The sequence below is a fragment of the Pseudomonas sp. GW821-FHT07G10 genome, from assembly GCF_059418545.1.
This window is the reverse complement of sequence record NZ_JBWKQB010000003.1, coordinates 262901-280646: the sequence shown is the minus strand read 5'-3', so window position 1 is coordinate 280646 and position 17746 is coordinate 262901. Positions and strand designations below refer to the sequence as shown.

Here is a 17746-nt window from a genome sequence, read left to right as displayed (position 1 = left end):
GCCGGTTTATTTGCCATTTGGCTGTGGGTTATTTGTCGATTTCTGCGTCGAATAAGGAGCCACGTCGAATGATCGACCCCGGCAGCAGCAACGCACCTGGGGCGAGCACTGCATTTGCACCCAGACGTGAACCGTCGCCGATCAGGGCACCGAACTTGTCGCAGCCAGTCGGCAGGAGTTGTGCGTCGATACGTATCTTGATCTCTTTGTCGGCACGTTCATTACGGTAGTTGCAGACGATACTGCCGGCTTCAAGGTTAACGCCGGTTCCGAGCACCGAGTCGCCAACAAAATTGAAGTGTGCGAGTTTGCTGCCGCTGAACATGAATGAAGACTTCAATTCCGCTCCAGGCCCGATAATGCATTGTTTATCAACCCAACAGCCTCCGCGCAGATAAGCGCCAGTGGCGACAAAGCAGTGAGCGTCGATAATCAATGGTCCTTTGAGCACGGCACCCGGTTCGACGATAGCGCTGCGGTGTACCGCGATATCACCCTCTATCCGATAATCCCTGGGGTCCAGGGTCGTGAGCAACTCGCGTACTCGTTCGCTGGAATGGGTTACCAACTCCCAGGGTGACTGGTCTGCCCAGCGAGAAAGTATAGAGCCAGGAAGGGCTTCGATGAAGGTGGCGATCTGAATCATGGCGGTCCCTGCAGATTGGATGGTCGCCAGAGCCTAAAGCATTTTCATCGCTCCAGCCCAAGCCGCTCGTGCCACTGGGCAATCGATTCTTCGGGATACACTTCAAACTGCTGGTCGCCGGATTGCGCCTGGACTTCAACCCAGCCGGCTTTCGAACCGAGCATCAGGTGCGTGTGTTCCGGCGGCACTGGTAGAGGCGTGTCGATGGCCGAGGCAAACGGATGGATCAGTTCCGGCCACTCAGGGCTGAACAGCCATAGCGCACTGCCGCAGAGCTTGCAGAAGTGCCGCTCTGCCGTGCTGCTGTGAGCGCGGCGATCACCTTCATCCTTGAGCCGGGCGTGATAGATCGCGATCTGCTTGCGGCCGCGGACTTTCAGGCTGTTGGCGTCAGCCCCCAGGTTGATCGCATAGCCGCCACCGCCCTGAGTCTTGCGACAGATCGAGCAGTAGCAGCGCTGGTAAGGGTAGGGATGTGCGCTGCTCAGGCTGAACGTGACCGCACCGCAATGGCAGGAACCTTCGAGCTGCATGGGAAACCTCCAACAGACCCATTGGCGTTCCCATGACAGTCTAGTCGCTCAGGGTTATCCCGGACTTTCTCAACTCATGACTCTGCTGTCGCCTTTGAGGCAATGGGCTTCACGTCCCTCCCACTTGGCAATCACCAGTGGCGCCAGGGCATTGCCGAGTACGTTGAGCGCGGTGGTGGGCATTTCCATCAGTCGGTACACGCCGGCAATAAAGGCAATTCCTTCCAGTGGCAGCCCGGCACTGGCCAGCGTTGCGGAGAGAATCACGAACATGAATCCGGGCACTCCCGCGGCGCCTTTTGAGGTGAGTACCATCGTCACCACCAGCAGGGCTTGATCACCGAAGCTCAGGTCGATGCCATACAACTGAGCGACGAACAGCGTACCGATGCCAAGGAACAGTGAGGCACCATCCAGGTTGAAGGAGTAACCCACCGGCACCACGAAACTCACCAGAGAAGGCGGGACGCCGTAGGTTTCGAGTTTTTTCATCAATTGCGGCATCACCGCCGCCGAACTGGCACTGGAGAAGGCCAGGATCAGTTCATCTTTGATGTGCCGCATCAGGGCGAATAGATTGATCCCGCACAGCCGCGCCACCAGGTTCAGCACCACGAGAACGAAGAAGGCAATCGCGACGTAACTGACCATGATCAGCTTGGCCAGGGGCAACAGCGAGCTGAAACCGAAGTTGGCCACGGTCACCGCAATCATCCCGAACACGCCGATGGGCGAGTAGGCCATGATCATTGAGGTCACTTTGAACATCGCCTCGGACACCGCTCGCAGCATGGCAATCAGCGGTTCCTTGCGCTCATTGCTCAGACGCGACACACCCATACCGAACATCACGGCGAAGAACAGTACCGAGAGCAGACTGCCCTGAGCCATGGCATTGATGACGTTGTCCGGAATAATCCCGACGATGATTTGCCCCAGGCTATGACCACCCGCACTGGCGGTTGGCAGCGTGATGGCCGCTGCTTTGAGGCTGGCCAGATCGGTGCCGGCACCTGGCTTGAGCAGGTTGCCGATCACCAGCCCGACAATGATCGCCAGGGTGGTGATGCTGAAGAAGTAGGTCAGCGATTTGACCCCGATCCGCCCAAGCGACTTGCCGTCACCATGGCCGGCAATGCCGACCACCATGCAGGAAAAGACAATGGGCACGACGATCATCTTCATCAGCTTGATGAAAATGTCGCCGGCCGGCTGCAGCAGGTTGTCGACCAGCCAGGGACGTGAGTCAGGAAAACTGTGAAGCAGGGCGCCGATGGCGATGCCGGCGAGCATGCCGATCAGGATTTGCCAGACCAGCGCAATACGTGGCGTGTGCATGGGGATGCCTCATTTGATGACAATGATTATGAGTTTTGTTCTAGGCAGTCAATGAGCAGCCGTCCGGTGGCTGTCGGGTGCAGCAACAAACCGTCAGCGCAATCGTTGGCACGCTTCTTTGAGGCGACGGCAGCCTTCTTCGATCACGTTCAGGGAGCTGGCGAACGACAGGCGGATATAGGGCGACATGCCGTACGCCGCACCGCTGACCGTGGCCAGGCCGTGTTCCTTGAGGAGGTAGTTGACCAGGCGAGTGTCGCTGTCGATGAGTTCGCCCTGTTCGGTGTGTGTGCCGATCAGACGCGAGACATTGGCGAATACATAGAAGGCGCCGTCCGGCGGTGTGCAATTCAGGCTCTCGATGGGCGCCAGCAGTTCGAGCATGCGGTCGCGACGCTGGCCATAGACCTCGCGCATGCCGGCAATCGGCGCCTGGTCACCGGCGAATGCGGCCACGGCAGCCGCCTGGCTGACGGAGCTGGGGCAAGTGGTGGTTTGCGACAGCAATTTGCCGATGGCCGCGATCAGCCATGTTGGCCCGGCACCGAAACCCAGCCGCCAGCCAGTCATGGCGTAACCCTTGGAGGCACCGTTGACGATTAGCGTGCGGTCCTTGAGGTCCGGCGCCAGCTTGACCAGTGAAACATGGTGAGCATCGCCGTAAACGAATTGCTCGTAGATTTCGTCAGCCATAATCAGCACCTGCGGATGGCGCCGCAGCACTTCGGTCAGGGCCAGCAGTTCCGCTTCGCTGTACACCGCACCGCTGGGGTTGTTCGGGCTGTTGAGGATCACCCATTTGCTGCGCGGGGTAATGGCCTGCTCCAGCTCCTGGGGGGTGAGTTTGAAGCCATTGATTTCGCTGCCCGGGATAATCACCGCAGTGGCGTCGTTCAACCGTGCGATGTCCGGGTAGGACACCCAGTACGGGGTGTGCACGATGACTTCATCGCCCAGATTCAGGGTCGCCGCCAGCGCGTGATAGATGATGTGTTTGCCGCCACAGCCGGCGACGACTTCATCGGTGCTGTAGCTCAGACCATTGTCTCGCGCAAGCTTGAGGCTGATGGCCTGGCGCAGGGCAACAGTGCCGTTGGTGGCGGTGTAATGGGTGTCGCCGCTGTGCATGGCGCGGCTAGCGGCTTCGAGGATGTGCGCGGGGGTGTCGAAGTCCGGTTCGCCCATGGTGAAGTTGATGATGTCGCGGCCCTGGGCGCGCAATTCGGTCACCAGCGCATTGGCCGCGATGCTGGGCGAGGGCTGGATGCTCAACACCCGTTTAGACAAGAATGCAGTGCTCATGTGTTTCTCCCTCACTCGGACAGGCCGGCCTGTTTGAGAACCTTGTCCATCCAGCTCTGGCGCACGGCACCGGTGGCAATTTCGGCTTTGACTTCTTCTTCATGAGCGGCATGTTGCGCGGCACGGCGCAGCACCTCCGGAGCGTCTTCCTGGGCGAAGGCCACCAGACCGTCTTCATCACCCACCAGCAGGTCACCCGGCTGGATCAGCATGCCGCCGATCGATACCGGCACATTGATTTCACCCGGACCGCTTTTGTACGGGCCACAGTGCACGACGCTACGGGCGTAGCATGGGGTGTCTTCGAAGCTGGCGACATCGCGGATCGCCCCATCAATCACAAAACCGACGCAGCCGCGCTGTTGGGCGTAGAGCTTGACCAGTTCGCCGATCACCGCGTTGTTGGTGTCCCCCTGGGCGTCGACCACCAACACGTGGCCGGGTTCGAGCATGCTCATGGCTTTGTAGATCAGCAGGTTGTCGCCGGGGCGGGTTTTGACGGTCAGCGCGGTGCCGACCAGTTTGCCGCTGCGGTTGTAACGGGTCAGACCGCGAGCGCCGATGTGCCGGCCAAGGTTGTCGCTGATGTGCGGCGTGACCACGCTCTGAAACGCTTGCAGCACTTGGGCGGACGCCAGCGGCGGGTTGGGAAGAATGCGTGAACCGGGCAAGGACATGGCTGATCTCCAGAAGAATGAGGTAGCAGCCGATCAGGGCTGTGGCTCGATCTTAGGAGGGATCAATAAACAGTTTTAGCGATATTTTATTATGCGTTAACATCGCTTTTTGTCATGTGATGAATGCGATGATCACCTTCAAGCAGATTGACGCGCTGTACTGGATCGCCGAGCTGGGCAGCTTCGAAGCGGCGGCGAACAAGCTGAACATGTCGCAGTCGGCGATTTCCAAGCGTATCCAGGAGCTGGAAGAAACCTTCGACGTGGAAATTTTCGACCGCAGCAAACGCAATGCGCGGTTGACCGAGAAGGGCGGCGAACTGCTCGATTACGCCAAGGACCTGCTGGAGCGCCGTGACTATCTGCTTGAGCGGGTCAGCGCCCGGGAAGTGCTGGTGCGGCGGTTCCGCCTTGGCGTCACCGAGCTCACCGCGCTGACCTGGCTACCCGCGCTGGTCGAGGCCATGCGTCAGGCGTACCCGAAGGTGCAGATCGAACCGTCAGTGGAGTTGAGCAGCGAACTGTTCCGCAAACTCGAAAATGACCAACTCGACCTGGTCATCGTGCCGGACGTGTACAAGGACGCACGCTTTGTCAGCACTCCACTTAAAAGTGTGGAAAACGCCTGGATGTGTGCCCCCGGCCTGATTCCTGATCCGGACCCTGTAAGCGTCGAACGCCTGGCCAGTTTCACCGTGCTGACCCAGGGTTCTCAATCAGGCACCGGCTTGATTTACGAGCGCTGGCTGGCCGCGCACAACGTACAGATGCCGCGAACCATCACCAGCCATAACTTGTTGGTTCAGGTTGGACTGACCTTGTCCGGAGTGGGCGTGAGTTATTTGCCCAAAGCGTGTTTGTCGCATTTGATCGAGCGGGGTGCCTTGCGTGCCCTGACGACTCAGCCTGGTCTGCCGCGCATTCGTTATGCGGCCCTGCACCGCATCGACCGGCAGTTCGGACTGAATCAGAACGTGGCGCAACTGGCACTGGAGTGCTGCAATTTTTCTCGGTTACTGCTGTAGGCCCACTGCGAGCTCCAGCAGCCCCATCGCTACGACCCGATTCAACAGCTTGGCACTCGCCACAAATACCAGGACGCCACGGTCCGGTAGGGGCTCCAGGCTTGGCCGAGATCAATCATCTGTTTGCGGGTCGGCTGGTGCTCCAGGCCCTTCAAACGGCGATAACCATCACGCACGCCAAAGTCGTCGGCGGGCAGAATGTCGGCGCGTTCCAGGGTGTAGATCAGCAGCATTTCCACGGTCCAGCGACCGACCCCGCGCAGACGGGTCAGTCTTTCGATCAGCGTTTCGTCATTCATCTCCAGCGCTGTCGGATAGTCCGGCACCACGCCATTCAGTGAGGCCTGGGCGATGCCCTGAATCGTCGCGATTTTGCTCGCGGAGAAACCACACGCTCGCAACACATCGAAGTCCGTCGCCAGAATCTGCTCGGCACTCGGGAACTCCTGTTCAGGAAAAAGCGCCAGCAATCGACCCAGAATCGCATCGCCGGCGCGTGCATGCAGTTGTTGATAGGCAATCGCCCGCACCAGCGACTCATAAGGATCGCGCGCCGGATGGGGCTGATGCAGGCAAGGGCCGATGGCGGCAATGTGGCGCCGCCAGTCGTCATCGATGGACGACAGAAACTCGGTCGCGGGCAGATAGGGATCGAGCATCGCGATCAGGCTTTCCCGGAGGGTTTGAGCAGGGCGTTCAGTTCGCCATAGGTGAAGGCCTTCAGGTGGCTGCTGTCGAGCTTGCCGGTTTGCAGAAAGCTTTTAGCCAGCCCGGCCATGGCGCCGTAAAGAAACTCGGCGATGCCCGATCCTGCACTCAAGCGGCGTACGCCGAGGATTTTGAGCTCGTCTGGCGACGGCAGGCCGGGTAATCCGAGTACGTTCACCGGTAGCGTGGTGCCCTGGCAGAGCGCCGCAATTTCGTACTCCGCGGTCACGCCTGCGGCGAACAACCCATCGGCGCCAGCGGCTTGATACAACGCCGCACGCTTGAGCGTTTCTGCGACGCGATCTTCGGCGGGCACCAGACCCTTGAGGTAGACGTCGGTGCGCGCATTGATGAACAGCTTCACATCGCGGCGCCTGGCAACCTGACGAGCGATCTCGATCTTGCGCGCCAACAGTTCGGGCGGTGAGGCGCCATCTTCGATGTTGATCCCGACGGCCCCGGCGGCGATCACCGCATCGATCACATCGGCAACCCGTGCCAGGTCATCGGAATAACCGGCCTCGATGTCCACGGTCAACGGCACGCAAATCACTCGGGCAATGGACTCGACGGTCGACACCAGGCGTTCGAGGGGCAGGGTGTTGCCATCCGGATAGCCATGAACCCACGCCACAGCCGCGCTGCTGGTGGCAATGGCTTTGCTGCCCAATTGCTCCACCAGCCGCGCCCCGGCGGCATCGGCGACGTTGGTGAGGATCAGCAAACCCTCGTGGTGCAGCTGGTGAAATTGATTGTCGAGCGTGTCCATCGGATGTCCTTCCCTTATGACTTTGTTGATATAGACGGGGTTGAATTAAACGGGGAGCGATCAGAACGCGAGTTGTTGAATGACCTGCACCTTGGCCTTTTCCAGCCTAAGCAAAAACGCCTTGCGCGGTTGTCCTCCACCATAGCCTGTCAACGAGCCATCTGCACCGATCACCCGGTGGCAGGGCACGACAATCGAGAGACGGTTATGCCCGTTCGCCAGGCCCACGGCACGACTGGCGCCGGGTTTACCCAGCAACGCGGCGATGGTGCCGTAGGTGCTGGTCTGGCCATAGGGGATTTTCGTCAGTTCGGCCCAGACCTGCCTGGCGAAATCGCTGCCCGGCAAATGCAGCGGGACCTTGAACTCGGTCAGCTTGCCTGCGAAATACTGCGCCAGTTCATTTTCGATTTGTCGCAAGTAGGCGTTGTGCCCTGGCGCCACGGCATAGCTGTAGCGGTTTTGTAGTACTTCTACCTCCCGGGTCAACGCGGGTCGATCGAGGAATTCCAGGAGCACCAGCCCACGGCGCTCGGCCATGGCGATCATCGGCCCCAGCGGTGTGGTCAGGCGAGTGAACAGCAGTGGCTCGCTGTTGGCGGCGCGGCCGGGGGTGATATGGAAGGACTTTTGAAACGCGTCGCGGAAACCGCTCAGGGATTCGTAACCCGAGTCGAACGCGACGTTATCAATGGAATTGCCCTGTTTGATGCCGCCTAACGCCATGCCGAGGCGCCGGGTGCGCAGCCAGGCATGGAAGGTCATGCCAAAATGCTGTTTGAACCAACGCCGCAGCTTCAGCGGCTCGATGCCCTCGGCCAGTAACTGGGCATCGGTCCAGCGCTGGTCGGGGTCGGTATCCACCGCCGAGAGCAGCTTTTGCACCCAGTCCGGTGCGATGGCCGCGGCGTCCAGCGGCTTGCAACGCAGGCAAGCGCGATAGCCCGCCGACATCGCCTCGTCGACATGGGCGAAGAACTCGACGTTTTCCGGCTTCGGCTTGCGCGCTGTGCAGGTCGGGCGACAAAAGATGCCGGTGGTTTTGACCGCGGTAAAGAACACCCCCTCATAGGCGGTGTCTCGTTCGAGCATGGCGCGAACCATCTCGGTATGGGGCGGGAGTAGGGTGTTTTTTAGGTTCATGGACACGAGTCTAGAGTGACCGGCGCTGAGCCTCCACCGGAAAATCGACAGCGAATTCCGGCTTTTGCTTGAGCGTGACCTCAGTGCTTGTGCCGGTGATGAATGTCTGGAAAGTGCGGATGGCTGTGGCGGATCGGCGCATGGTCGTGTACGTGGCTGTGGGGCTGCGTTTCATCCCATTCAAACGAATGCTCGTGTTGATGATGTTCGTCGTGAACATGACGGTGTTCGTGCGTGAGCGGGTCGTGTTGGTGATCGTGGGCATGGCTTTCGGTGAGATGAATCCAGACACCTGTGCCCATCAACAAGGCCGCCGCCCAGAACGTGAAGGACACAGGCTCGCCCAACATCAAAATCGAAATGGCTGCGCCCAGAAACGGTGCCGTAGAGAAGTACGCGCCGGTGCGTGCGGTGCCAAGCCCTCGAAGCGCCAGAACGAACAGCACCAGACTGATGCCATAGCCCAGAAATCCAACGATGAGCGTGGGGCCAAGCACGGAAAAACCTGGAAGTTGAGCCCCCAGGAAAAGTGCCAGAGAACAGTTCACCAGACCGGCGATCAAGCCTTTGATACCAGCAGTAAAAAGAGCATCCGAGGCTGAAACCTTGCGCGTCAGATTGTTATCGATAGCCCAGCAAGCACAGGCCAAAGCGACAGCCAATGGCCCAAGCCACTCATAAGACCGGGTTGTACTCTGCGGCCACGCCAGGACGAGGCCTCCGGCAACGATGGCGAGCATACCCGCCACGATCCGGCGATCAGCATTCTCTTTGAAAACGACCCACGCCAGTAACGCTGTCAGTACGGCTTCCAGATTAAGCATGAGTGACGCTGTCGAGGCTGATGTTCGGGTTAAACCAAACATCAGTGCGATCGGGCCAAAAACACCACCAAAAGCGATCGCACCGATCAGCCACGGCCATTCTGACGACGTAAGACCGGTTTTTTGCCAACGGCGATCGCGGATAAACCTGACGACTGTCAGACCAATGCCGCTACCCAGGTACAGGAGGCCGGCGAGCAGGATCGGGGAGAGATTCAGGCCTAACAGTTTGGCCAGTGGTGTACTTGCACCAAATAGTGCGGCGGCCGCCAGTGCGTAGAAAATGCTGATGTTCATTCACCTGGTACTCCGAGTCTAACGCTGGAATTTCTCAAGTCCGGCGGGCCATCAGCAACACCGAAGCAGCACCCGACAACAACCCGGCGCAGCAGCGGTTGAACATCCGCTTGCCGCGTGGCTCGGCAAACCAGCGGCGCATGTGCAAGCCCATGTAGGCGTAGGCGCTGATGGCGATCCATTCCAGGCACAGGAACAACGCACCGAGCACAGCGAACTGCGGTGTGACCGCTTGTGTCGAGTCGACGAACTGCGGCAGGAAGGCGGTGAAAATCAGGATCGCCTTTGGATTGCCGGCAGCCACCAAAAATTCTTGCCGCGCCAGAGCCAGCACACCGACTGGCGCTTTCACCGCCTCGGTTTCAGTTTCAGGATTGGCGCGCCACAACTGCAGCGCCAGGTAAAACAGATAGGCCGCGCCCAGAATCTTGATCCCGTAGAACAACAGTTCCGAGGTCTGCAGCACCACGGCCAAACCGGCCGAGGCGAGGGCGATCATTCCGGCAAAGGCCAGCAGGCGACCCACCCCGGCGACGCAGGAGGTGCGATAGCCGTAGCGGGTCGAGTTGCTCACCGAGAGCAGGTTGTTCGGACCGGGGGCCATGTTCAAAGCGAAACAGGCGGGAAGAAACAAGGTGAGTGTTGCGAGATCCATGATGGGCTCCATGGGATATTTTTATTTCAGGCAGTGTGGCTGCATTGTGCCTTGGACTCAGGTGTCACCCGCAGATGCAGAGAGTGTATGTGATGTGTCGGGGAACAATCAGCCTCCTTTTCAGGGGGGCGATATTGCCAAAACGAGACCAGGATTGGGGGATCTGCCCCGTAAACGGGGGCAAGGGGATTGTCTTGTTCCTGGGTGTTTGTCTTCTTTCATTCAAAAGAAAACCTATAAAGCCTGCCCCCAAAACTTTATAGGTTGTCAGTCAATGCAGCCTTTCAGGTCCCGCTCTTGTCATCTCCAGGCTCACCGCCTACATGAACGCCCCGATCATCCCCAAGCTCGCCTGCTGCGTGAACACCGTGGTCATCCCCAAGTTCGCCGGCTGCGTGAATGCCGTGGTCATCGCCAGGTTCGGCATGACTTCCATCGCGGCCAGAAGCCGAACTCCCTGAGTGGCCTTCGCCGGCATGACCATCGCCATGCCCGCCGCCGCTACCACTTCCACCACTGTGGCCTGCGCCGCCCCCATCACCATGGCCGCTGCCACCCTCCCTGGCATAGGCACTCGAAAATCCAGAAATTGTGTCAGGTACCAGGACAGTTGATGCCGATAAGATTGCGCCGATAGCTAATGCCAATAAAGGCTTTGTGATAAGCATATTGACCTCCAACTTGACTCCCAGGATAGGAAGCCCGATGGGAGAGGGAGCAAATCACAGGCCAACTGCTGGATCGACTGTTGATACCCAGGCAAGGCTTACGCCTCTCCATCCATTGTAAAAAAACCATACTGATAGCGAGCGTCTGCCTCATCCAGGTGGACGCCATTGGGAGAAGACAGGATGTCTATTGCTCGACCTGCTGCCTGGCAGACACCCGCGGGTGTGAAGATCCATATAGCCAAGGGGCGTACAGCGCGCTATGGCAACGCTGACACCCGGTGACCAACGCGCTGTGCGTTATGCCATTGACGCTAACCTGATACTTGAGGCCGGTTTGCTCGACATTGGCAATGTTTGCGTCGTGTTTTGACTGCCAGCCACGCTGTGTCACTGGCGGATGAAGCAACGGCGGGAGCGATCATCCCGGGAAAGGTCAGCAGACGATCCGTTTATACCGCACTCCCCGGGGGGCATTTTTCTTCAATACAGGCATGGGAGCGCTCTTTATCCTGAGTGCTGGAATTACCCAACTGACTTGAAGAAGGTACGTGATGAGTTTGATTATCTCCATGGTCGAGTTTGCCCTGGCCTCCTCGATTAACCCTGGACCGGTCAATATCGTCGCCTTATATCAACGAAATATTGGGCCGGGCTTGCGGCAGGAATGTAAGTCGGCGCAAACAGGTTATGAACTTTGTGGTAATGGGGTTGTTTGAAACGCAAGCGACACTCTCTGCGTTTCTGATTCAACCCAACCATCTGCAGGGTGTGATGAAGTGCCAAAAATTGCCAGTTGGCAAGTAGTTGATATCGACATCGGTAGTGACGCTACAAAGTTTGCCGGGCTGCTCGATGGTTGGGCTGACTTCCGTGTGACAAAGCTCAAAGAACTGAAGGTTTATTGTTAGTTGTGGAGGATTCAATGAATTTCGATGCTGCCGTTCACAAATGCGTAATTGTAGTCGACAAAGCACTGGGGCTGGGACATGCGGCCAATGCCGTCAGCGTCATCGGCGTCAGCCTGGGGCGTTCGGTAGAAGGTCTGGTCGGACCAGACATGCAAAGCCGTGACAATGTCAATTACCCCGGAGTCATCTACGCACCGTTGCCGATTCTGCTATCCACCAATGAGTATTTGCAGGCGCTTCAAGAGAAAGCGCTGGCGGATGATGAAATCCATACCATGCCATTCAGCGCGCTGGCGCAATCCTGCAAGACTTATCAGGAGTATGAGACGCGTATCTCCGAGGCCGATAGTTCAGCCATAGAATTGGTTGCCATTGGCTTGATCGGGCCACAGAAAAAAATCAGTAAGTTGACCGGTAATCTTTCGCTGTTTAAATGACAAGGAGGTTGTAGTGTGCGCTTTATTCAAGCCTGAGCCAGGGCGTGACGATCTTCAAGTCGGTCGGATTAGCCATGCAGGATCTGGTTTTTTCCCGGGAAGTCGTCAGGCAGTGGGTCGCTGCATCCTGTTGAAGCCGTTGATAACCTCGCTTGCCGGAAGCGGAAATCATCGAGCAATACAATAATAAATTACCTGAGGAAAGCGACATGCTCGATTTGACACAAGTACTTACCTATTCGGCAGCGCTGGGCATCGCGGCCGCCATTCCCGGCCCCGGCATGGCGGCGCTGGTGGCGCGCAGCGTCAGCGGTGGCGCGTTGTCGGGCTTTTGTCTGCTGTTTGGGTTGATCCTCGGCGATCTGACCTACCTGTCATTTGCGGTCTTTGGTCTGGCGATGATCGCCGAGCACTTCAATGCGTTGTTCCAGCTGGTACGCTGGGCGGCGGCGCTGTACCTGTGCTATCTGGCCTGGCAGTTCTGGTTCGCCAACCATCAGGCTATTGAAGTCGGCAAGCCGGTGAAGAAGAAGGAGCTGCTGTCGGCGGCGATATCCGGTCTGACCATTACCCTGGGCAACCCGAAGACCATCGCTTTCTATCTGGCGTTGTTGCCGCTGGTGATCAACCTTGAGACGGTCTCGTTGCAGACCTGGGGGCTGATGCTGGTGCCACTGACCATTCTCGTTCTGCTGGGCGTTGGCGCGCTGTTCATTGTCGGCGCGGTGCGCATCCGGCACCTGCTGTCGAGCTTGCGAGCGCAACAGCGGCTGTTCCGCGGCGCGGCGGCGATCATGGTAGCGGCTGCCGCGGCGATGCTGATTCGTTGAGGTGCTCAGTGGCCGTGGCTGCGCCCTGCATCGGAGTGTTCCGCTTGCGGCGCGGTCACGGCGCCACTCATTGCCGGCTCTTCAACTCACAGCTTGTAACCGATCTGTCGCAACAGGTTCTTGCGCCACAGGATGTCTTCGTCGCCTTCAATGTCCTTGGCGCAGAAGCCATCCACTACGCCCAGGATCGCTCGTTCTTGCTCTATTTCAGCGAGAATGACTTCAGTTGGATTGGCTGTCGCACAAGAAATTTGTGAGGCCATGAGGGGAACTCAACCGCGATATTGCCCCGGCGTCGCCGCCAGATGTTGCTTGAACGCCCGCTGAAAATGCGCCTGATCGGCAAACCCGGCTTCCAGTGCGACATCGGCAATCAATTTGCCGCTGCGCAGTTGCGCCCGGGCGAACTGGATACGCCTATTCACCAGAAACGCATGAGGGGTCATGCCGTAGTGCTGCTTGAAGGCACGGGTCAGGTAGGAGGCCGATAGCTGCGCAGCCTCACAGATGTCATCGAGCTTCAACGCCAATGTGCAATTGTCCCGGATGTACTCTGCCGCCCGTTCGAGCTTGAGGTTGATCTCACGGCCCAGGAGTTCGGAGGGGTTGAGTCTTTGCTGCAAGTCAGAGAAAAACGTCACTGCGCTGTTGTGTTTTTGCAGCGGTTCGGCCTGTTCGTCGATCAGTACCTCATACAGCCGGTTCAGCCCCGCATACAGGCTGGCGTCGGTGGTATGGGTGGTGGAGAAAGCCCGAAAGTCCAGCTCCGGACTGAACCCCAGCGTGTGCTGAAGATCGGTCAGCCAAGGCGTGTCGACGTAGAACATGCGATACGACCAGGGCTGATCGTCGATCGGGTTGCAGGCGTGGACATCACCGGGATTCATCAGCACTACGGTACCGGCGCTGACCCTCAGGTGGCTGTTCTCATGGATGTAGGTACTTTGCCCTGCGGTAATTGCACCAATGGAAAAGTGCTCGTGTGAATGCCGGGCGTAGCAGACCTCGCGGCCGTCCGCGATGGAGCGGACTTCGATAAAAGGCAAGGCCTCGTCGCGCCAGAAGCGTGGCGCCTTGTCAGCATCTTTCGCAGGGTTATGGGTCATCGTCGGGCGTCCATCGGCAGGCCAGCTCTAGAGTGTATTAGCTCTGACCGGCAAAGGCTTGCTCGAGTGCGGCAATATCGATTTTCTTCATCTGCAACATGGCTTGCATGGCCCGTTGGGATTTTGTTGTGTCGGGATCTTTCATCATCTGCATCAGCACGGTCGGAACAATCTGCCAGGAAACGCCAAATTTATCCCTGAGCCAGCCGCACTGCTGGGCTTGTTTGTCACCGCCTTCAGACAGGGCGTTCCAGAAGTGGTCGACTTCATCCTGGGCCAGGCAGTTGACCTGGAACGAAATGGCCTCACTGAAGGTGAACACCGGTCCGCCGTTCAGGCCAGTAAAGGATTGACCGTCCAGCTCAAAACTGACAGTCATCACCGAACCTTCGGGCCGGCCATGAAGCTCGAAACCGGCTTTGCCATAGCGAGTGATAGCGGTGATTTTCGAGTGATCGAAGAGTGAGCAATAAAACCCGGCGGCGGCTTCGGCCTGGTCGTCAAACCACAGGCATGGAGTGATTTTTTGAATGCGTTGCATGGCGGTTCTCCTTTTCGGTAGTCACGGCGCAATAACAGCGTAGCCCCCCGATAGTCGTCCGGCCGCGCCGTAGATCGACAATTATGTCCTGATCTGGAAAATGAGAATGCTTCAAGATGCAGTCTTAATGACTGCATATGTGGTCATTAAGACCAATTATGCTTATGGTCATATTGACCATTGTTGTCTTAAATGGCTGATACATATGGTATTTAAACTTGGCACGGGACTTGATAGGTCAACAGTACAACTGAACCATTTCAGGAGTACGCCCAAGTGTTTGAATTCTTCAGCTCCCCTCAGAATGTCCTGCACCTATCGAGCAAGGTCCTTGGGCTCGGTGTGGTCCTGCTGTGCACCGGCGTCATCGGTGCCTATGGTTACGAAGGTCAACTCGGGATCGTGACGCTGGTGTCCATGCTGTTTCTTATGCGTTACACAGGGATTTTGTTCGGGCCACGGGTATAAGGAAATTGATGGGTGTCAGCAAAGGGCGGCTTCGAAAGAAGCGGCCCTTTTTCGTGACCGGTGGTCGCTGAAAATGAACCGCTTGGCAAAGTGGGCTTAGCTCTATGGATAACCCAATGCGCGCGTAGACCGGGTCGGCCACAGCGTCGCAGCTCAAGGACCCCGTGAGTCCTGTCATCGGCATGAGGAATAACCATGCTTACGCTCAACATCAACGGCAAAGCGCAGCAGTTCGACGTCGCCGATGACATGCCACTGCTCTGGGTGCTGCGCGACGTGGCACACCTGACTGGCACCAAGTTTGGCTGCGGCATTGCGCAATGCGGTGCCTGCACCGTGCATGTCGATGGCGCGCCGTTGCGCTCCTGTATCACCCCGGCCTCGGCGGTGGCCAAAGGGCAAAAAATCCTCACCATCGAAGGCCTGTCGAAAGACGGCTCGCACCCGGTGCAGCGGGCCTGGGCTGAGCTCGATGTGGTGCAGTGCGGTTACTGTCAGTCCGGACAAATCATGTCGGCAGCAGCCTTGCTGGCGAAAATTCCCTCGCCGAGCAACAGCGATATCGATCAGGCCTTGTCGGGGAATATCTGTCGTTGCGGTACCTATCCACGTATTCGCGCTGCAGTGAAGCGCGCGGCCGAGCTCGGCTGAAAAGCCGCGGCGCGCCGTTGGCACGTACTTGTGGACCTGGAGGCTTGGCGATGAATCGCGTGATAGAGACTTCGCGGCGTAACTTTCTCAAAAGCACAGTACTGATAGGCGGTGGCCTGGTCGTGGCCTTTGTCATTCCCGGGGCCCATCGTTTCACCCAGGCTGAGTCAGGGACGGACAGACCTTTTGCGCCCAACGCCTTTCTGCGCATCGCCAGTGATGGCAGCGTCACGGTGCTGCTGGGGCATTCGGAAATGGGTCAAGGCATCTGGACCGGGTTGTCCATGCTGATCGCCGAGGAGCTGGACGCCGATTGGTCGAAGATTCGCGTCGAACATGCTCCGGCAGCGGCGGTTTATGGCTTGCCGGCCTTTGGCGGGATGCAGATGACCGGTGGCTCGACGTCCACCTGGATGGAGTTCGACCGTTACCGTCTGGCCGGAGCGACCGCCCGGATCATGTTGATCGAGGCGGCTGCCAAACGCTTTAACGTCGCGCCCTCCGAAATTCGTACCGAGCAAGGACAGGTCATTGCCGGTGATCATCGGGCCAGTTATGGCGAGTTGGCCAATGAGGCCGGTCAGCTACCGTTGCCGGATCCGGCCTCGATAAAGCTCAAGGAGGCGAAAGACTGGAAAGTGATCGGCAAGCCGACCAAACGTCTCGACACCCCGGAGAAAATCACTGGCCGGGCCCGGTTCGGCATGGACGTGCAGTTCGACGGGCTGCTGACGGCGATGGTCGCTCGTTCGCCGGTGTTTGGCGGTACCGTCAAATCCTTCGACGGCGCAGCAGCCATGGCGGTACCAGGGGTACGCAAGGTGGTGCAGGTGCCCACCGGCGTTGCGGTGGTTGCCGAGCATTTCTGGGCGGCGAAACTGGGCCGTGACGCACTGAAGGTCGAATGGGACCTGGGGCCCCATGCCGATCTGGACAGTGGGACGCTACTGGAAACATTTCGCAAGTTGGCCACCACGCAAGGCGTGTCTGCGACCCAGGCTGGCGATGCGGCTGGCACCTTGGCCAAGGCGGTGAAAACCGTCGTCGCCGAATACAGCGTGCCGTACCTGGCCCATGCGCCGATGGAACCGCTCAACTGTACGGTCAAGCTCACTGCGGACAAATGCGAAATCTGGACTGGCACTCAATTCCAGACCATGGATCAGCAAACTGCAGCGAAAATCACTGGCCTCAAGCCCGAGCAAGTCGAGATCCATACGACCTTTCTGGGCGGAGGTTTTGGCCGGCGAGCCAACCCGTCGTCGGACTTTGTCAGCGAAGCGGTGCAGGTGGCCAAAGCGGCCCAGGCACCGGTCAAGACTGTCTGGGCCCGCGAGGATGATGTGCGCGGCGGTTACTACCGTTCGGCGTTTTTGCATCAGGCGCGTATCGGTCTTGGTGCTGATGGGCTACCGATTGCCTGGAAGCACGTGGTGGTGGGGCAGTCGATCATGGCCGGCACACCGTTCGAAGCAGGTTTTGTAAAGAACGGTATCGACGGTACGTCCGTCGAGGGGCTGGCCGACGGGCCTTATATGAAAGGTCTGGCGAATCATCAGGTGGATCTGCATTCACCGAAAACCGGGATCCCGGTGTTGTGGATGCGTTCGGTGGGGCACAGTCACACCGCATTTGTCGTGGAGTCGTTGATCGATGAGTTGGCCACAGCGGCCGGTAAGGATCCGGTGGAATACCGGCGGATGTTGCTCAAGGACCACCCGCGGCATTTGGGCGCGCTGAATCTGGCGGTGGAGAAGGCCGGGTGGGGAGCGCCCTTGCCCGATGGGCATGCGTTGGGGGTTGCCGTGCATGAGTCGTTCGGCAGTTACGTCGCTCAGGTGGCCGAAGTTTCGCAGGACAACCTGGCGATCCGTGTGCATCGGGTTGTCTGCGCCGTGGACTGCGGAATTGCGGTGAATCCGGCAAGCATTGCCGCACAAATGGAGTCCTGCATCGCCTTTGGCCTGAGTTCGACCTTGCACAGCAAACTCACAATCAAGGCGGGACGCGTTGTGCAGTCCAACTACCATGACTATCAGGTGCTGCGCCTGAACGAAATGCCGCTGGTCCAGGTGCATATCGTGCCCAGCAGCGACAAGCCCGGTGGCATCGGTGAAGCCGGTGTACCGCCCACGGCGCCGGCGGTGGCCAACGCGGTGTTTGCCTTGACCGGTCAACGCTTGCGCGAATTACCGTTGCGCCTGGCAGGGGTTTGAG

19 protein-coding genes and 2 pseudogenes are annotated in these 17746 nt (G+C 58.6%); 7 read left to right on the top strand and 14 right to left on the bottom strand.

Going from position 1 to position 17746, the window contains the following annotated elements; translation table 11 throughout:
• Positions 1-28: 28 nt before the first annotated feature.
• The 5 genes from AC07O1_RS07205 to AC07O1_RS07185 form a co-directional block, all read right to left on the bottom strand.
• A complete protein-coding gene (locus AC07O1_RS07205; RefSeq protein WP_495088361.1) occupies positions 29-646 on the bottom strand; it encodes an LbetaH domain-containing protein in 618 nt (205 codons plus the stop codon).
• 44 nt (positions 647-690) lie between these two features.
• Positions 691-1179, bottom strand: a complete 489-nt coding sequence (locus AC07O1_RS07200) for a GFA family protein (RefSeq protein ID WP_495088360.1) — start codon at positions 1177-1179, stop codon at positions 691-693.
• Positions 1180-1248: 69 nt separating this feature from the next.
• Complete coding sequence (locus AC07O1_RS07195) at positions 1249-2517, bottom strand: cation:dicarboxylate symporter family transporter (RefSeq protein ID WP_495088359.1); 1269 nt, start codon at positions 2515-2517, stop codon at positions 1249-1251.
• Positions 2518-2610: 93 nt separating this feature from the next.
• Positions 2611-3819 (bottom strand): pyridoxal phosphate-dependent aminotransferase, encoded by a 1209-nt coding sequence (locus AC07O1_RS07190; protein ID WP_495088358.1) that lies wholly within the window; start codon positions 3817-3819, stop codon positions 2611-2613.
• A gap of 11 nt (positions 3820-3830) precedes the next feature.
• Positions 3831-4496: an RraA family protein gene (locus AC07O1_RS07185; protein WP_495088357.1), complete on the bottom strand. Its 666-nt coding sequence runs from the start codon at positions 4494-4496 to the stop codon at positions 3831-3833.
• 128 nt (positions 4497-4624) lie between these two features.
• Between AC07O1_RS07185 and AC07O1_RS07180 the strand changes: the two genes are divergently transcribed.
• On the top strand, positions 4625-5521 hold the full coding sequence (locus AC07O1_RS07180; protein ID WP_495088356.1) for a LysR family transcriptional regulator: 897 nt from the start codon (positions 4625-4627) through the stop codon (positions 5519-5521).
• A gap of 41 nt (positions 5522-5562) precedes the next feature.
• On the opposite strand, the gene AC07O1_RS07175 is transcribed toward AC07O1_RS07180, so the two are convergent.
• The 6 genes from AC07O1_RS07175 to AC07O1_RS07150 all read right to left on the bottom strand — a co-directional run bounded on the left by AC07O1_RS07175 (position 5563) and on the right by AC07O1_RS07150 (position 10461).
• Positions 5563-6180 carry a DNA-3-methyladenine glycosylase family protein gene (locus AC07O1_RS07175; protein WP_495088355.1) on the bottom strand — a complete coding sequence of 206 codons (618 nt, stop codon included), beginning with the start codon at positions 6178-6180 and terminating at the stop codon, positions 5563-5565.
• 5 nt (positions 6181-6185) lie between these two features.
• Complete coding sequence (locus tag AC07O1_RS07170; protein WP_495088354.1) at positions 6186-6998, bottom strand: isocitrate lyase/PEP mutase family protein; 813 nt, start codon at positions 6996-6998, stop codon at positions 6186-6188.
• Between the two features lie 60 nt (positions 6999-7058).
• The gene (locus tag AC07O1_RS07165; RefSeq protein WP_495088353.1) at positions 7059-8141 is read right to left on the bottom strand and encodes a bifunctional transcriptional activator/DNA repair enzyme AdaA; all 1083 of its coding nucleotides are present in this window, start codon (positions 8139-8141) and stop codon (positions 7059-7061) included.
• An 80-nt stretch (positions 8142-8221) separates the two neighbouring features.
• A complete protein-coding gene (locus AC07O1_RS07160; protein WP_495088352.1) occupies positions 8222-9262 on the bottom strand; it encodes a DMT family transporter in 1041 nt (346 codons plus the stop codon).
• 34 nt (positions 9263-9296) lie between these two features.
• Complete coding sequence (locus AC07O1_RS07155) at positions 9297-9917, bottom strand: LysE family translocator (RefSeq protein WP_495088351.1); 621 nt, start codon at positions 9915-9917, stop codon at positions 9297-9299.
• A gap of 319 nt (positions 9918-10236) precedes the next feature.
• Positions 10237-10461, bottom strand: a complete 225-nt coding sequence (locus tag AC07O1_RS07150; protein ID WP_495088350.1) for a hypothetical protein — start codon at positions 10459-10461, stop codon at positions 10237-10239.
• Positions 10462-11139: 678 nt separating this feature from the next.
• Between AC07O1_RS07150 and AC07O1_RS07145 the strand changes: the two are divergent.
• The 3 genes and pseudogenes from AC07O1_RS07145 to AC07O1_RS07135 form a co-directional block, all read left to right on the top strand.
• A pseudogene (locus AC07O1_RS07145) lies at positions 11140-11217 on the top strand (LysE family translocator); the annotation flags it as partial.
• A 293-nt stretch (positions 11218-11510) separates the two neighbouring features.
• Positions 11511-11933 carry a DUF2000 domain-containing protein gene (locus AC07O1_RS07140; RefSeq protein ID WP_494991433.1) on the top strand — a complete coding sequence of 141 codons (423 nt, stop codon included), beginning with the start codon at positions 11511-11513 and terminating at the stop codon, positions 11931-11933.
• Positions 11934-12142: 209 nt separating this feature from the next.
• Complete coding sequence (locus AC07O1_RS07135) at positions 12143-12763, top strand: LysE family translocator (RefSeq protein ID WP_054596689.1); 621 nt, start codon at positions 12143-12145, stop codon at positions 12761-12763.
• An 86-nt stretch (positions 12764-12849) separates the two neighbouring features.
• Here the strand turns inward: AC07O1_RS07135 and AC07O1_RS07130 are convergent.
• The 3 genes and pseudogenes from AC07O1_RS07130 to AC07O1_RS07120 all read right to left on the bottom strand — a co-directional run.
• Positions 12850-13014, bottom strand: a pseudogene (locus AC07O1_RS07130) (adenosine-specific kinase); the annotation flags it as partial.
• Positions 13015-13035: 21 nt separating this feature from the next.
• Complete coding sequence (locus AC07O1_RS07125; RefSeq protein WP_495088349.1) at positions 13036-13869, bottom strand: AraC family transcriptional regulator; 834 nt, start codon at positions 13867-13869, stop codon at positions 13036-13038.
• A 37-nt stretch (positions 13870-13906) separates the two neighbouring features.
• Complete coding sequence (locus AC07O1_RS07120; RefSeq protein ID WP_495023716.1) at positions 13907-14410, bottom strand: VOC family protein; 504 nt, start codon at positions 14408-14410, stop codon at positions 13907-13909.
• A 276-nt stretch (positions 14411-14686) separates the two neighbouring features.
• Here AC07O1_RS07120 and AC07O1_RS07115 point away from each other — a divergent pair, with 276 nt between their 5' ends.
• The 3 genes from AC07O1_RS07115 to AC07O1_RS07105 all read left to right on the top strand — a co-directional run bounded on the left by AC07O1_RS07115 (position 14687) and on the right by AC07O1_RS07105 (position 17745).
• Positions 14687-14878, top strand: coding sequence for a hypothetical protein (locus AC07O1_RS07115; RefSeq protein WP_495088348.1), 192 nt, complete (start codon positions 14687-14689; stop codon positions 14876-14878).
• Between the two features lie 195 nt (positions 14879-15073).
• Entirely contained in the window at positions 15074-15529 is a 456-nt protein-coding gene (locus AC07O1_RS07110; RefSeq protein WP_495088347.1) for a (2Fe-2S)-binding protein, read from the top strand.
• A gap of 50 nt (positions 15530-15579) precedes the next feature.
• The gene (locus AC07O1_RS07105; RefSeq protein WP_495088346.1) at positions 15580-17745 is read left to right on the top strand and encodes a xanthine dehydrogenase family protein molybdopterin-binding subunit; all 2166 of its coding nucleotides are present in this window, start codon (positions 15580-15582) and stop codon (positions 17743-17745) included.
• Position 17746: the final 1 nt, after the last annotated feature.